Annotated in this window: 15 protein-coding genes; 14 read left to right on the top strand and 1 reads right to left on the bottom strand. The window is 44.7% G+C overall.

Translation table 11 applies throughout. The features are described 5' to 3' along the window. Position 1 precedes the first annotated feature (1 nt). On the top strand, positions 2–1,021 hold the full coding sequence (gene holA, locus DWB64_RS02065; protein ID WP_129486526.1) for a DNA polymerase III subunit delta: 1,020 nt from the start codon (positions 2–4) through the stop codon (positions 1,019–1,021). Positions 1,022–1,363: 342 nt separating this feature from the next. On the opposite strand, the gene rpsT is transcribed toward holA, so the two are convergent. After that, positions 1,364–1,627 (bottom strand): 30S ribosomal protein S20, encoded by a 264-nt coding sequence (gene rpsT / locus DWB64_RS02070; protein WP_129486527.1) that lies wholly within the window; start codon positions 1,625–1,627, stop codon positions 1,364–1,366. A gap of 217 nt (positions 1,628–1,844) precedes the next feature. Here rpsT and lepA point away from each other — a divergent pair, with 217 nt between their 5' ends. The 13 genes from lepA to DWB64_RS02135 all read left to right on the top strand — a co-directional run bounded on the left by lepA (position 1,845) and on the right by DWB64_RS02135 (position 16,319). Next, a complete protein-coding gene (gene lepA / locus DWB64_RS02075; protein ID WP_164980186.1) occupies positions 1,845–3,656 on the top strand; it encodes a translation elongation factor 4 in 1,812 nt (603 codons plus the stop codon). A gap of 62 nt (positions 3,657–3,718) precedes the next feature. Further along, positions 3,719–4,834 carry a radical SAM family heme chaperone HemW gene (gene hemW, locus DWB64_RS02080; RefSeq protein ID WP_129486529.1) on the top strand — a complete coding sequence of 372 codons (1,116 nt, stop codon included), beginning with the start codon at positions 3,719–3,721 and terminating at the stop codon, positions 4,832–4,834. Positions 4,835–4,957: 123 nt separating this feature from the next. Further along, positions 4,958–5,983, top strand: coding sequence for a heat-inducible transcriptional repressor HrcA (hrcA, locus tag DWB64_RS02085; protein ID WP_129486530.1), 1,026 nt, complete (start codon positions 4,958–4,960; stop codon positions 5,981–5,983). 11 nt (positions 5,984–5,994) lie between these two features. Continuing rightward, entirely contained in the window at positions 5,995–6,561 is a 567-nt protein-coding gene (gene grpE, locus DWB64_RS02090; RefSeq protein WP_129486531.1) for a nucleotide exchange factor GrpE, read from the top strand. 27 nt (positions 6,562–6,588) lie between these two features. After that, the gene (gene dnaK, locus DWB64_RS02095; RefSeq protein WP_129486532.1) at positions 6,589–8,421 is read left to right on the top strand and encodes a molecular chaperone DnaK; all 1,833 of its coding nucleotides are present in this window, start codon (positions 6,589–6,591) and stop codon (positions 8,419–8,421) included. Between the two features lie 108 nt (positions 8,422–8,529). Continuing rightward, complete coding sequence (dnaJ, locus tag DWB64_RS02100; protein ID WP_129486533.1) at positions 8,530–9,669, top strand: molecular chaperone DnaJ; 1,140 nt, start codon at positions 8,530–8,532, stop codon at positions 9,667–9,669. Between the two features lie 103 nt (positions 9,670–9,772). Next, positions 9,773–10,858, top strand: a complete 1,086-nt coding sequence (locus tag DWB64_RS02105; RefSeq protein ID WP_129486534.1) for a GNAT family N-acetyltransferase — start codon at positions 9,773–9,775, stop codon at positions 10,856–10,858. Between the two features lie 19 nt (positions 10,859–10,877). Next, positions 10,878–11,342, top strand: a complete 465-nt coding sequence (gene nrdR / locus DWB64_RS02110) for a transcriptional regulator NrdR (protein ID WP_129486535.1) — start codon at positions 10,878–10,880, stop codon at positions 11,340–11,342. A 29-nt stretch (positions 11,343–11,371) separates the two neighbouring features. Beyond that, positions 11,372–12,121 (top strand): peptidoglycan editing factor PgeF, encoded by a 750-nt coding sequence (gene pgeF, locus DWB64_RS02115; RefSeq protein ID WP_164980187.1) that lies wholly within the window; start codon positions 11,372–11,374, stop codon positions 12,119–12,121. An 81-nt stretch (positions 12,122–12,202) separates the two neighbouring features. Next, positions 12,203–13,510, top strand: coding sequence for a DUF512 domain-containing protein (locus DWB64_RS02120; protein ID WP_206736639.1), 1,308 nt, complete (start codon positions 12,203–12,205; stop codon positions 13,508–13,510). Beyond that, positions 13,507–14,823, top strand: coding sequence for a ribosome biogenesis GTPase Der (gene der, locus DWB64_RS02125; RefSeq protein WP_129486538.1), 1,317 nt, complete (start codon positions 13,507–13,509; stop codon positions 14,821–14,823). Before DWB64_RS02120 ends, der begins: the two co-directional genes overlap by 4 nt. Before the next feature lie 8 nt (positions 14,824–14,831). Continuing rightward, positions 14,832–15,851 carry an NAD(P)H-dependent glycerol-3-phosphate dehydrogenase gene (locus DWB64_RS02130; protein ID WP_129486539.1) on the top strand — a complete coding sequence of 340 codons (1,020 nt, stop codon included), beginning with the start codon at positions 14,832–14,834 and terminating at the stop codon, positions 15,849–15,851. Between the two features lie 99 nt (positions 15,852–15,950). Beyond that, positions 15,951–16,319: a hypothetical protein gene (locus DWB64_RS02135; RefSeq protein WP_129486540.1), complete on the top strand. Its 369-nt coding sequence runs from the start codon at positions 15,951–15,953 to the stop codon at positions 16,317–16,319. The last annotated feature ends 19 nt before the right edge of the window (positions 16,320–16,338 follow it).

Here is a 16,338-nt window from a genome sequence, read left to right on the forward strand (position 1 = left end):
GATGTCATATAAAGAGTTTTATGAAGATATAAAAAGCGAATCGTTTAAATCATTATACGTGTTCTATGGACCTGAAAAACTGTTGATTGAAAGTATGCTCGAACAGGCAAGAACAAAATGCCTTCTAGAACATGTCGCAGACTTCAACTACGTGGTCAAAGAAGCGGAAGGTATTACCTATCAGGATGCTTTTAGCATGATTGAGATGTTGCCGGTGATGGACGAGCGCAGAATTGTCGTGTTGAAGGAGCCCACATTTTTAGTCAAAGACGAATGGGGAGACAAATCCGTAAGTTCCTTCATCAAGTACCACGAAAACAATCAACAAATCATGACGATACTCGTGATGAGCGGTATCGACAAGCGTAAAAAAGCCTTTAAGGACATCGCAAAGATCGGAAAACTTGTACATTTCGACCACCTGGATGAGAGAGAATTGTTCAAGTGGATCAAGCAGGAGGCGAAAAAAGGCGGGAAGACCATCAGCGACAGCGCATGCCACGTTTTTGTAGACCGGACAGGGTATTTGAACAAAGAGACCGAAATGGACCTGTACGGTCTCTTGGGCCTGATCAAGACGCTGATGCACGGAACGTCTTCGGATGAGATTACAAAAGAACAGGTGATCAGCGCCCTTAAGCTTTCGGTGGACGCCAATATCTTCGTGATGGTGGACAGTCTGTTCGAAGGACGGGCAAAGGTCGCCTTCAATCAGCTGTATGCCCTTGTCGAAGGTGGAGAAGCTGCGATCAAGATCATGTTTATGATTCAAAGACATATCAGACAGCTCTTGAAAGTGAAACTGCTTGCCAAAGAAGGGTTTTCTGCAAAAGCGATTTCGGATACGCTGGGCTTAAAACCTTTTGTGGTGAAGAAAAGCCTGAACCAGGTGTCGAGACTTTCGGTGGAGAGTTTGAGAAACATGCTTTTTGATGCGCAAAGGGCCGATGCGAACATGAAGTCCAGTCTGGACCCTCAGACGGTGCTTGAGACGTTGATGACGAGGATTTTGAGTCGGTAGGGGGTAGTTTTGATTGGTGATTGAGGATTAGAAGATAGGAAGATTGGGAGAAGGGTCCTCACCGGGTGGTGGGGATTTTTGTTTTTTGGGGGCAAAAATGAGTTTAAGCCCATCTGTGGGGGATGAGCTTGGGGTGGGGTGTGAACTTGATTTAAGAGATTTGTCTCTGCGGGTCCTTGCCCGTGAACCAAATACGTTCACTTCCGCAAGTCACGAACGGACTAATAGCCTCCGTGAACAAAAGACGTTCACTTTCAGGCCTGCGAACAAAGTACGTTCGCAGTAAAAAACACATCAACAAGTTGATGTGTTAGTAGACACGTATTAGGGAATATCTTTACATTAACCTAAAGCGTTAACGCGTTTTGCTAATCTTGAAACCAATCTAGAGGCTGTTGCCTTATGGATTGTTCCTTTTGTAGCAGTCATGCTAATTGTTTTAGTAGCTTTTTGTAGACGCTCAGCAGCCAAAGCTTTGTCTCCAGATTCTACCGCTTCATTAACACGTTTGATTGCTGTTCTCATTGCTGACTTTCTAGATTTGTTTCTAGCAGTCTTAGTAGCGATAACAGAAATTCTTTTCTTTGCAGATTTGATATTTGCCACAATTACACCTCCCTTACAGGTTGACTAACAAAAGTATTCTACCACGCCTTACACATCAAAGCAAGTAAAATATAGTAGTTTTCAAATACATTTTGCGCACTTTCATTAGAGTATCACAAAAAAGGTATCATGTCATTAATTTTCGTGGTATAATTTGATGTAATTTTGGAGAAATCAAAAACATGAAATTAAATGTATAGATAAAGGAGTGCGTGTTATGTCTAAGAGACAAGAACACATTCGCAATTTTAGTATCATTGCTCATATCGACCACGGTAAGTCGACCCTTGCGGATCGACTGATCGAAACGACCGGTATGCTCACAAAACGTGAGATGAAAGAGCAAATCCTTGACAGTATGGATCTAGAGCGCGAACGTGGTATCACAATTAAATTGCAATCATCAAGGCTTGTGTATCAAGCGAAAAACGGCGAGGAATATATTCTGAATCTGATAGATACTCCTGGCCATGTAGACTTTACCTATGAGGTATCAAGAAGCCTTAAGGCCTGCGAAGGTGCTATTCTTGTAGTTGACGCCACACAGGGCGTCGAAGCGCAGACGCTTGCAAACGTGTATCTGGCTTTAGAGCAAGACCTAGAGATCATTCCAGTGCTTAACAAGATCGACCTGCCGAGCTCAAGGCCGGAAGAGGTCATCCAGGAAATTGAAGATATCGTAGGCATCGTCGCAGAAGACGCGCCGCAGATCTCAGCGAAAAACAGCATCAATATCGACAGCGTGTTAGAAGCGATCGTCGAAAGGGTTCCGCCTCCGTCAGGTGACGAGGACGGTCCGCTAAAAGCGCTTATCTTCGACTCGTATTACGATTCGTACAAGGGTGCGGTCGCTTATGTCAGAGTCCTTGACGGTTCGATCAAAAAAGGCGACTGGATCAAGATGATGGCTAAGAATGTAAGCTATGAAGTGACAGAAGTCGGTATCTTCACACCGGCCATGATTCCTACTAAAATACTGCAAGCCGGCGATGTTGGATATATCACAGCGAGTATCAAGAATGTTAAGGACTGCACTGTCGGTGATACGATCACCTATAGGGACAATCCTACAGCAGAGGCGCTTCCTGGCTACAAACCGGCGACGCCGATGGTATTCTGCGGTATTTACCCTGCTGAGGGTCAGGATTTTGAAGTGATCAGGGACGCTCTTGAGAAGCTACAACTGAACGATGCGGCGCTTACTTTCGAACCGGAGACGTCCGTGGCCCTTGGTTTCGGTTTCAGATGCGGCTTCCTAGGGCTCCTGCATATGGAAATCATTCAGGAAAGACTGGACAGGGAGTTCGGTCTCGATCTTATATCGTCAGCTCCTAGTGTAATCTACCGGGTGACAAAAACAAGCGGCGAAGTGGTTATGGTTCAGAATCCGTCCAATCTTCCGCCTACAAGCGAGATACTCACGAATGAGGAGCCTATTGTCACCTGTGACATCATGGTGCCAAAAGACTATGTCGGTTCGGTGATGGAACTTTGTCAGAACAGACGTGGCGTGATGCTCGAGATGGAATACCTTGATGAAAGACGCGTGCAGCTTCACTACGAAATGCCACTTAATGAAGTTATCTATGACTTCTTTGACGCGCTTAAGTCAAAGACGCGCGGTTACGGATCGCTTGATTATGAGTTTAAGGAATACAGGGTTTCTGATCTCGTCAGAATGGATATCCTCCTTAATAAGGAAATGGTCGATGCCTTCTCGCTGATCGTTCACGAATCTTCTGCTTATGCACGTGGAAGAAAAATTTGTGAACGACTCAAGGAAGAGATTCCAAGACAGATGTTCACGATTCCTATCCAGGCGACAATCGGTACAAAGGTCATCGCCAGAGAAACGATCAACGCGCTTAGAAAAGACGTACTTGCCAAGTGTTATGGCGGTGATATCTCGCGTAAGAAAAAATTATTGGAAAAGCAAAAAGAGGGTAAGAAGCGTATGAGACAAATGGGTAATGTAGAAGTCCCACAACACGCTTTCTTAGCAGTTCTTAAGTTTGACGATAGCAAGTAGTGTTTGATAGGACGACTCAGTTGAATAGATTGAGTCGTCTTTTTTTATAAAAGGAGGTAGCCATGTCCCATCTTTATCTACATATACCGTTCTGTGAACATCGGTGCGGCTATTGTGATTTTGTGTCTTCAGAAGATCTTAGCTTTGTGGACGTGTATGTGTCCGCCCTAATAAAAGAAATTGGTCTTTTACATAAGAAGCATCCTACCCCCTTGAAAACGGTCTATTTTGGCGGTGGGACGCCGTCGATCCTATCGGCGATACACTTTGAACGGATTATCTCCAAGATAAAATCCACCTTTGGACTGCCTAGTGAGGAGTTCACGGTAGAGGTGAATCCTGAGAGTGTATCCAAAGAGAAAATGACAGCGCTTGTAAGGCTTGGGGTGAATAGGGTCAGCATGGGAATGCAAGCCAAGCAGACAAGGCTGCTTGAGGTTCTAGAGAGAAGGGCGACCTTTGAAACCGTCGTAGACGCATACGGTCTGATCAGGTCTTCGGGGATAAAAAACATCAGCCTGGATCTGATCTACGGAATACCTGGCCAGACGCTAGATGATGTTGAGGAAAGCCTCCAGGCGATCATCGAGCTAAGTCCGGAGCATGTCTCGACCTATGCTCTGAAAGTAGAGCCTGAAACACCCATGGCAAGAGAACTTGAGAAAGGCCTGATCAGCATGCTTGATGACGATACCTATGCTGATCAGCTGGATCTAATCATAGAAACACTTGAAAATAAGGGGTATGTCCGCTATGAGATATCAAACTTTTCAAAACCTTCTTATGAAAGTAAGCATAACATGTCATACTGGCGTGGTGTGACGACTCTCGGGGTAGGGATGGGAGCGGTCTATCTTTTAGGAAACGAACGGGTGGAGAACATCAAAACAATGGGGACCTACCTTAATATGCTGGATGACAATAAGCTTCCCATAGACAACAAGGTTATTCTAGACGCCGAGGAGCGTCTTTATGAAGCCCTTCTTTTAGGTTTCAGGCTCAAGGAAGGAATCGACACAAGTTTGATTGGAGAGCGTTTTGATGTCGATTTTGAAGAGGTGTACGCGGAATGGGCACGAAAGTACATAGGATACGGTCTGCTTGAGAAGACTGACCGTGGCTACAGGTTGACCAATCAGGGCATGAATATAGCCAACGTGCTCCTTATGGAGCTGTGATGTACACAAAAAGTTCATATTCAATTTTTCGCAGAAGTCTTGACATGATTTTGAGATGGTAGTATATTTATTACAAAGATATTAGCACTCTTAAAAGTCGAGTGCTAACAAAGCGAGGTAGCTATGCAACTAGGTGATCGGAAGCTTCGAATTTTAAAGGTCATCATCGATGACTATATAAATACCGCCCAACCGGTTGGTTCCCGTACCATCTCCAAGAAACCTTCCATTACGGTAAGTTCGGCCACTATTAGAAACGAAATGGCCGATTTGGAGGAACTGGGTTATCTGATGCAGCCCCATACGTCTGCAGGAAGGATACCGTCCGATCTTGGGTACAGACTCTATGTCGATCTGATTGAAGGATCCTTTGAACTGGGACATGAGCAAAAAGGGCTGATTCAGTCGATGCTTGCCTCAAGCATCATCGAAATTGAAGATGTCATTTTGCACGCGCTCTCCCTTCTGTCCAAAATGACAGGTCTGACCACTGTGATCAGCATGCCTCTCTTTAAAAAGAGCCGACTGAAGAACATGAAACTGATCAAGGTCAACGAAAGCAAAGTGTTGATGATCATGGTTTCGGATACGGGAGTGGTGAAAAGCATCACCCTCGGAATCAAGGACCTGAATCAAGAGGTGCTTGACCTGATCGCCGACTGTCTCCTTATGAGGTTTGTGGATACGGCAATCGAATCCATCAATCTGAAACAGATCTATGCGATCAAGCCCGAGCTTGGATCCTATTCGGGGGTCATCGATTATCTGATGCCCATACTGAGGGATTCGCTTAGAGAAATCGAGGACTTCGAGGTTTATGTGGATGGTGTGAACAACGTCTTCAGGCTTCCTGAGTTCAACGATATCGACAGGGCAAAAAAATTCTTGGATCTGATGGGGGATAAGAAACTGATTTACCGTGCCCTTGAAGACGCATCGGATGAGATGCTTGTCAAAATCGGACACGAGAATGAAATTGAGGAACTACAGCAATTAACTGTTATTGCTGCACCATATAAATTTAATGGAAAGAACGACGGTCGTATCGGAATCATCGGTCCGACCCGGATGAACTACGATTACGTGATGTCTACGATACAGTATATCGCGGACACGCTATCCAACATCTTTTCAGGAATTAATCTTTAGGAGGATTTAAAATGGCCCGTAACAAAGAGACGGACGTGAAGGATACGATTGCTGAAGAAGCGATTGAGGATATCATTCATGCGCAAGAAGAGGAAATTTTAGCAGAAGCCAAGGCGGAAGCTAAGGAAGATATCGGCAATGAAACGGCGATGTCTGAAGTGGTGAAGGAGATGGAGCAAAGGTTCTTAAGACTTTCTGCTGATTTCACCAACTACAAAAAAAGAAGCGAGAAGGAAAAGTCCGACATCTACAGAAATGCCAACGAGAAACTGATGGCAGAGCTTTTGCCGGTAATCGACAATTTTGAAAGGGCGCTTGATCATTCAGAGGAAAGTTCCAAAGAGGCGTTCGTTGACGGTGTCACGATGATTCTTAGAAACTTCATGGACGTACTTGCCAAAGAGGGCCTTAAGGAAGTAGAGGCTGAGGGAGCTCCATTCGATCCCAACAGCCATCACGCAGTGATTTCAGAAGCCTCGCAAGATCACGATAGCGATACGGTAATCGCTGTACTGCAAAAGGGATATAAACTTAACGACAAAGTCATCAGACCGGCTATGGTCAAAGTGGCTCAATAACAAATAAAATTCTAGGAGGAATCTATAATGGGTAAAGTAATTGGTATTGACTTAGGAACAACAAATTCATGTGTATCTGTACTTGAGGGTGGCGAACCGGTAGTAATCCCTAACGCAGAAGGTAACAGAACGACTCCATCAATCGTAGCTTTTGCTAAAAACGGCGAAAGACTTGTCGGTGAGACAGCTAAAAGACAAGCGATCACTAATCCGGAAAGAACAATCAGCTCGATCAAGCGTGAAATGGGTCATGACCACAAAATCGACATCGACGGTACGATCCATACACCACAGGATATCTCAGCGATGATCCTTACAAAACTTAAGCAAGATGCTGAAAGCTACCTTGGTGAGAAGGTTACAGAAGCTGTAATCACAGTTCCGGCATACTTCTCGGATTCACAAAGACAAGCGACTAAAGACGCTGGACGTATCGCTGGTCTTGAAGTTAAGCGTATCATAAACGAGCCTACCGCGGCATCGCTTTCTTACGGTCTTGACAAGACAGACCACCAACAAAAAATCATGGTTTACGATTTAGGTGGTGGTACGTTCGACGTATCGATTCTAGAGATCGGTGATGGCGTATTCGAAGTTCTTGCTACAAACGGCAACAACCACCTAGGTGGAGACGACTTTGATAAGATGTTGATCGACTTTTTGGCGGACTCATTCAAAAACGAACACAACGTAGACTTGAGAAACGATAAGATGAGTCTTCAAAGACTTAAGGAAGCTGCTGAAAAAGCGAAGAAAGAACTTTCTTCTACAAATATTACAAACGTGAACCTACCGTTCATCACAGCGACAGCAGAAGGTCCGCTTCATCTTAACATCGATGTGACACGCGCGAAATTCGAGAGCTTGACTGCCAACCTTGTCAAGTCGACAATGGATCCGATGAGAAAAGCACTTTCAGATGCGGGTCTTTCGTCAAGCGATCTTGACCAAGTTATCCTAGTAGGTGGTTCTACAAGAATTCCTGCGGTTCAAGCGGCTGTTAAGGAAATCACGGGTAAAGATCCGCACAAGGGTATCAATCCGGACGAGTGTGTGGCAGTAGGTGCTGCGATTCAAGCGGGTGTCTTGACTGGTGAAGTTAAAGACGTATTACTTCTTGATGTTACTCCACTTTCACTTGGTATTGAAACATTAGGTGGCGTATTCACAAAACTGATCGAAAGAAATACAACAATTCCTACTAAAAAGAGCCAGATTTTCTCAACTGCGGCTGATAACCAAACAGCGGTTGACGTTCACGTACTACAAGGTGAAAGATCGATGGCTTCAGACAATATCACTCTTGGTCGTTTCCAGCTTGACGGTATCCCGCCAGCAAGAAGAGGAGTGCCACAAGTTGAAGTTACTTTCGACATCGATGCCAACGGTATCGTTAACGTAAGTGCTAAAGACATGGGTACAGGCAAGGTTCAACATATCACAATCACAGCTTCTACAAACCTTTCTGACGATGAAATCAAGGCAAAAGTCGAAGAAGGCGAAAAATTCCGTGAGGAAGATGAGAAGCGTAAGAAACTGATCGATGTGAAAAACGAGTCTGAGTCTTTGATGTACGAAATCGAAAAATCACTGGATGAACTAAAAGAAGATGTTACAGAAGAAGAAAAAACTGCTGTAAATGAAAAAGTTGAAGCGCTTAAAAAGGCGATTGAAACAAATACGCTTGAAGCGATCGAAGAAGCGAAAAAACAACTTTCTGAAGCGTTCCAACCAATCGCACAAAAGGTGTATGCGAAAGCACAAGCTGAGCAAGGCGCTACTGGTCAAGGTCCTTCAGAAGGCGCAGCTCCTGCTGATGATGTAGTTGATGCCGACTATGAGGTTGTAGACGAAGACTAATCGTAGTATGATAATGAGAAACACCCCGTCATTAAACTTGGTGGGGTGTTTCAAAATGTTACCTCTTGGAAGAAAATTACTGACAATTTAGGAAAGGCGGAGTTTTTAGTGAGCAATAAAAAAGATTTTTATGAGGTGCTTGGTGTCGACCGTAGTGCGGACGATGCTACGCTAAAAAAAGCTTACAGAAAACTTGCGATGAAATATCACCCAGATAGAAATCCTGATAACGCTGAAGCAGAAGCGAAGTTCAAAGAAGCGAATGAAGCTTATGAAATTCTTTCAGATGCTAGTAAGAGACAACGGTATGATCAATTCGGGCATGCTGGTGTGGATCCAAGCTATGGCGGAGGCGGCGGCGGCCAGTACTCCGGATTTGGTGGATTCGATGGATTCGACGATATTTTAAGTGAGTTCTTTGGTGGCGGAGGCGGATTTGGCGGTCAGACACGTAACAGACCTACAAAAGGCCAAAACACAAAAGTTCAGCTCGATCTGACTTTTGAAGAAGCTGTTTTTGGAACAGACAAGGAAATTGAATACCTAAGAACGGAAGACTGTACTACTTGTAACGGTAAAGGCGCCGAACCAGGTACAAAGACGCACACTTGTTCAAAATGCGGTGGAGAAGGCGTGCTGAAGTTTAGACAGCGTTCTCTATTTGGTGAGCAGATCACAACGAGAGCTTGTGATCAGTGTAAAGGTACCGGAGAGACGTTCGAACAAGCCTGCCATACCTGCAAAGGTCATGGTATTGTAAAAAAACGTAAGAAAATGAAAGTGACGATACCTGCCGGAGTTGACGAGGGTCAGGTGATGACGCTTCAGCAAGAAGGCAATTTGGGTACAAAAGGTGGTCCAAGGGGTGACGTTTACGTTTATATGCGTGTTCAACCCCACAACATCTTCAAGCGTGAAGGTAACGACATCATCTGTGAAATGCCGATCACATTCATTCAGGCTGCACTTGGTGATGAGCTTATCGTGCCTACTCTTGACGGAAAAGTGAAATATCCGATGAAAGAGGGCACACAGTCCGGTACGGTCTTTAGACTGAAAAACAAGGGTGTTCCTGTGCTTAACGGTTATGGAAGAGGCGATCAGTACGTGAAAGTGACGATTGAAACTCCAACCAATCTGAACGATAAGCAAAAGAAACTGCTTAAGGAATTCGGTGAATCGATCGGTCAGGATGCCTATTCACAGCAAAAAGGTTTTTTTGATAAAGTAAAAGAATTGTTCTCCTAGAAAACTGCGCCTAGCGCAGTTTTTTTTCGTGTGAGGATTAGCATCAATTAATACTACACCAATGATGGATAAAGGGCTATAATAGAACCATGGGGGTGGTATTATGCAAGAAATCATCAATCGAAGTGCTGTGATCGAAAGACTTAGAAAAAGTCGTCCGGTGCCTCTAAACGTGATAGGCATTTTGGAAAACACCGACAATAAGGGGTATGAGGATTCTCAGACAGGTACTGTCTGGGTGGAGAACAAGTACTTCAATTATATAACAGGCGATGCGTGTCTGATCAAGGAGCACCTGGAGAACATGCCGGATGGATTCTACGGCTTTTCAGGGGTGCGGGGTCCGCTTGCCAAAGAGCTGTATAAGGATTATTTTTTACACTGGTTGGAGCCTACGGACCGTTATGTCTGCAAGAACCATCAGCATATGGAATCCTTTCCATATGAGATGGTCGACATAGGGATGGAGGAAGCGCTAGGGATCAACGATCGGTATGAATATAAGAACGAGGATTCGTTAGAGCGTATCCGAAGCGCGATCAGTGAGAGACCTACTTCCGGTATTTATATCGAAGGTGAGCTGGCGAGCTACTGCCTTGTCCACGAAGACAACTCGATAGGTTACATGTATACGCTGGAGAAGCACAGACATAAGGGGTTGGGATATTGGGTGACGCTCGATCTATTGAACAAGATGACAAAGCTTGGCACTACCTCTTTTGTAGAGATTACGGGATTCAACTACAAATCACAGGGGCTTGCTAAAAAAACCGGCTTTGAAAAAGATCTTTATACTCCGTGGTTCGGCATCATAAAAGGTGAACCCCAAGACCTGATTGAGTGGGGTAAAACCCTCAAAGGTAAAAAAATGTTCATTACACTCGCGCAGCTTCGGTACAATACGGATCAGGAGTGTGTCGTGGATGAGGTGAGAATAGAAAAGAAAGACCGGCAGGAACGCTATCACTTTGTAGGAAAAGAAAATAGTTATGCGACAATTCTAATAAATAGTGAAGAAGCCGATGAAGATGACGATACATATATTGTACAGATTGATGAAACTCAAGGTTTCAGTACACAAGATATACTAATTGGCTTAGCTAAACATATGACGTATCATCAAGCCGGGCTGATTGTCGATTACGATGAACAGGCCGCAACCGTTCTTGGTTGTTTAGCCATCGGATAGGTTTGACAGGGGGATTAGAATGAAATGTCCATTTTGTAGCGATGACGATTCAAAGGTAATTGATTCAAGACCAACTGATGATGGTCACGCAATCCGCAGAAGACGTGAGTGCGGCGCTTGTAAAAATAGATTCACTACATATGAAAAAGTCGAAGAGGTGCCGCTTGTTGTTGTAAAAAAAGACGGCAACAGAGAAGCCTTCAATAGAAGCAAGATCATGAACGGAATCATCAGGGCTTGTGAAAAAAGACCCATTACCCTAGATGAGATGGAACAGATCTGTGAGTCGATTGAGAAACACCTTAATAATTCCATGGTCAAGGAAATCGAGACACAAGTCATCGGAGAGCACATCATGGAAGCCCTAAAAGGGCTGGATGAGGTGGCCTATGTCAGGTTTGCGTCGGTCTACCGTCAGTTTAAGGATATCAACACCTTTGTAGATGAGCTCACCAAGCTCATGAAAGAAAAGAGAACACCATGATGATTACTCCTTTTGGAGAGGAACCACTTATGCTAATCGAATATGCTACATTTCTTAAGCCTTCCAATGTGAAGGCTTATTTTTCGACGAGAATCGGCGGAGTCAGCAAGGCTCCCTTTGAGTCACTCAACTTTGGAAGGGCCACCTCTGATGAACCTGGAAATATCGATGAGAACTATCAGAGACTCTACCGGGCTGTTAAGGGAAGAAGAAGGCACTTGTATGCCAACCAGGTGCATGGTACGGAGATCTATGTCGACAGGGGCATCGAATCGGGTTCAGTAGGCGACTTTGACGCGATTATAAGCAGCTACAGCGACGCTTTCATCACGACCTACCATGCGGACTGCTATCCGGTCTACTTTGCAAGCGCCAGAAACGGAGTGTTCGGTCTAGCCCATGCTGGATGGAAAGGCGTGTACGGCGAACTCGTAAAGAAGGTCTATATGAAGATGAAAGAAATCTGCGATAAGGACCTGTCGGATCTTATGGTGGTAGTCGGTCCGGGTATCTGCGTAGAACACTACGAGGTAGGAGAATCGCTCGCGGCTGACTTTAGGGATAAATTTTCAACCTCTGTGGTTCTTAGTAAAGATGGACGATACTTTTTAAATTTGAAGGAATGCATTGTCCACACCCTTGCCGAGGTGGGTATAAGTGATGAAAAGATCAAGGTGAGCGGTGCGTGTACTTACGAGAAAAGCGACCTGTTCTATTCCTTTAGAAGAGACGGCGCGGATGCCGGAAGGATGCTTGCTGTGATAACTGCTGGCGGCTGATGTTGGTGTTGACGAATGACTGCGGGTAAGATATGATGATATGAGCTATGTCTGTATATGATTTGGAGAGGTGGAGAAGGCATGAATAATAAAATAAAAAGTGTCGATCCAGGAAGTGTCGCCGAGGAGATGGGAATAGAATCCGGAGACCTGTTGATTGAAATCAACGGCAAACCCATTGTCGATGTGATGGATTTTCTATACTTTATGGATGATGATGAAATCGTCATCGTCGTTCAAAAACCTGATGGCGAGCAGTGGGAACTTGAAATAGAAAAGGAATACGATGAAGTACTGGGCCTCAATTTTGAAAAACCCATATTGGATGAAGCGAAACGGTGCACGAACCAATGTGTCTTCTGTTTTATCGACCAGTTGCCAGAGGGAATGAGAGAAACCCTCTATTTTAAAGACGACGACTCGAGGTTGTCATTCTTAATGGGGAATTTCGTCACACTTACCAATATGAACGACGCCACGTTCCAGCGTATCATCGATTATCATGTGAGTCCGATCAATATTTCTGTGCATACGGTAGATCCTGAGCTAAGAATGAAGATGCTCGGAAACCGACATGCCGGTAAGGTCGCAGAGCGCCTCAAGGCCTTGGCGGAGGCTGGGATTGAAATGAACGGACAGGTGGTCTTATGTCCAGGTTTCAACGACGGCAAGTATTTGGACGAGACGATCGACTTCTTAAGCGGACTTTACCCGCACATGAATTCGATGGCGATTGTTCCCATAGGACTTACAAAGTTCAGAGATAATCTTCCCGACATGCAAGGGGTAGATGAAAAAAAAGCTCAAGAGATCATCGACCAGGTTTCGGTGTGGCAGTCGAGACTGCTAGAAAAATTTGACACCAGATTTGTTTTTGCCGCCGATGAGTTTTTCCTACTTGCGAAAAGAGCTATACCCGTAGCCGACTATTATGAAGGCTATGTACAAATAGAAAACGGCGTTGGTCTGATCCGTCAATTTGAAGACGAAGCATTGGACGCGATTCATAACTTTAGTGGAGAGGTTTTTCAACATGCTGTGACAATCGGCACCTCAGTGGGTGCAAGCGGCATGATGAACAGAATCGAAAACGCAATCAAGAATAAATTTCCTGAAGTCGATCTTAAAGTAGAGGTCATCGAGAATCATTTCTTCGGTGAGAAAATTACGGTATCGGGGCTGTTGACAGCTAAAGATATCATCGATCAGCTAAGGGGTGAAATGGACGGCAGAAGATTGTTGCTGCCGGAAAGTGTGGTTAATTCTGATGGGCTCTTGCTCGATGACTTAACGCCTGAGGACATTTCAAATGCTCTTGCAAGTCCTGTAAGCATACTCAAAGTATCGGGATTTGCATTTATTGATGCAGTATTAGGAGGCATAGTATGAGAAAACCAATCGTAGCGGTCGTAGGTAGGCCCAATGTTGGAAAATCAACGTTTTTTAATCGAATTTCTGGAAAAAGAATTTCGATCGTAGAAGATACACCGGGTGTGACAAGAGATAGGGTCTATACGGATGTGAACTGGCTGAAATACAATTTCACAATGATCGATACTGGCGGAATCGAGCCGGATTCTGACGATATCATCCTTTCTCAGATGAGACAACAGGCCCTGCTTGCTGTCGACGCTGCGGACGTCATCCTGTTCATGATCGACGGTCGTGCGGATCTGACAAGTGCTGATGAGGACGTCGCAGAGATACTCAGAAGAAGCCATAAGCCGGTGATTCTTGTCGCCAATAAGATCGATACGGCAAGAATGCCAGAACATTTTTATGATTATTACACACTTGGAATGGGCGAACCGATCGCAATCTCTTCAGTAAACGGACTGAATCTGGGTGATTTGCTGGATGAGATCGTAAGCCACTTTAAGGATATCGTCATTGAAGATTACGATGAGGATACGACTAAAGTCGCTGTCATCGGAAAGCCAAACGCAGGTAAGTCGTCGCTTGTCAACAACCTGCTTGGCGAGGAACGGGTGATCGTAAGTGAGATCGCAGGTACGACTCGTGAAGCGATCGATACTCCCTTCCAGCTTAACGACAAGGATTATGTGCTGATCGACACGGCAGGACTAAGAAGAAAGTCAAGAATCGATGAGAACGTTGAAAAGTACAGTATGTTCAGAGCGCTTACGGCGATTGAACGCGCGGATGTATGCGTGCTGATGATCGATGCAGTGGAAGGTGTTACAGAGCAGGATAAGAAAGTCGCAGGCTACGCACATGAAGCGGGCAAAGCGACAATCATTCTAGTGAATAAATGGGATCTGATTGAAAAGAACACGAAAACCTATCAGGAGTATACGAAGATCGTACGTAACGAACTTTCCTTCATGCAGTACGCTCCGATCGAGTTCGTGTCCGTCAAATCAGGACAAAGGCTGACACGCGTCATGGAAATGGTTGACTATGTAAACAACCAGGCGGCGCTTAGAGTGCCTACAGGAACTCTGAACGATGTCATCTCAGAAGCGATCCTTATGCATCAGCCACCATCAGACAAGGGTAAGCGACTCAAGATCTACTACATGACTCAGATCGGCGTAAAACCGCCTACATTTGTCTTGTTCATCAACGATGAGGAGCTTGCGCACTTCTCCTATATAAGATATCTTGAGAACCATATCAGAAAGAACTTTAACTTTGACGGTACGCCAATCATCATCAAGACTCGTGAAAAGAAACAGTGAGGCAAATCATGAAAACAGTCGGTATTTTAGGAGCTGGTAGTTGGGCAACTGCAATAGCTAGAATTCTCCTCGATAACGGTCACACTGTGATCATGTGGGGACGGAACAAGGAACATATGGACACCCTTAAAAAAACTGGAATCAACGAAAGGTATATGCCCGGACATCTTCTTGATGGAAATATCACCTTTACAAGTGTGATTGAAGAAGCTACAAGGGACGTTGATTATCTTGTCAACACCATACCTACTCAAGGGATAAGAAGTGCGATCGAAGCTGTACCTTTCATCAATCCCGAAACGGTGATCATCAATGTCTCAAAGGGTCTTGAAATAGATACGCTAAAGCCGATCAGCAAAATATTCGAGGAGTTTTATCCTACTCATACCTACGCTGTGCTGTCCGGTCCGTCTCATGCTGAAGAAGTCGTCAAGCAGATGCCGACAACCTTGGTCGCCGCTTGTAGGATCCGTGAAGTCAGCGAAGCGGTTCAGGATCTGTTTATGACTCCCTATATCAGAGTATACGCCCATCCGGATGTGATCGGCGTTGAAATCAGCAGCGCCCTTAAGAATATTATCGCAGTCGCTGCAGGTATCTGCGACGGACTCGGTTATGGAGACAATGCCAATGCGGCACTGATCACCAGGGGTATCGCAGAAATCAAAAGGCTAGGACTTGCGATGGGAGCGATGGCTCAGACCTTTGACGGACTCGCAGGAATCGGTGATCTGATCGTCACCTGTACGAGCATGCATTCGAGAAATCGACGATGCGGTATGAAGATCGGACAAGGTATGAAACTGAAGGAAGCCATCGAATCGATTGGAATGGCTGTAGAAGGCGCCTATACCATTAAGGCCGCTTACAAACTGATGTCGATCTATCATGTCGAAATGCCGATTGTGGAGCAACTTTACAAAGTGCTTTACGAAGATGCGGATCCGGTTGAAGCGACAAAAATGCTGATGCTGAGAGCGAAGAAACATGAAATCGACGATTTGATATCAGAAGACATGTGGCATTAACAGTCAGCTTTATTTTTTACCGAATTTGAGATATAATATAACCCAAGATGAGAGTCTTGGGTTTTTGATTTTCTATGCAAGTGAAGATTGGAGTACATGATGGATATTCTAGTTGCAATTGTCATCACGCTGCTGGCAATAAGCATATTCGGTTATATTTTTTCGATAATGAAGGAAAAACAAGACCTGATGCAGCATCGTGTGGTTATAAAGAGCGAGAAAGTGACACAGCGCATCCTGGATGATTTGGATATGAAAATGTTCAAGCTAGGCAAGTTCAAGTTGTTTGTAGGAGATGTGATACGTGTGAAGCTAAAAAACAAACAACGTATCAAAGGCATCCTCTTAGGCGCCAAAAGAAAAAGCAATGCGCTTTGGCTGGTGACGCCTGATGACGAAATTATCGAGTTGAATGTGAAAACTATAGAGAAACTAAGCATAATTTCTAAATACGGCAGATTATTCTGACCGTATTTTAAGGTTTTTG

This window comes from Fusibacter sp. A1, assembly GCF_004125825.1.
Taxonomy (GTDB): Bacteria; Bacillota; Clostridia; order Peptostreptococcales; family Acidaminobacteraceae; genus QQWI01.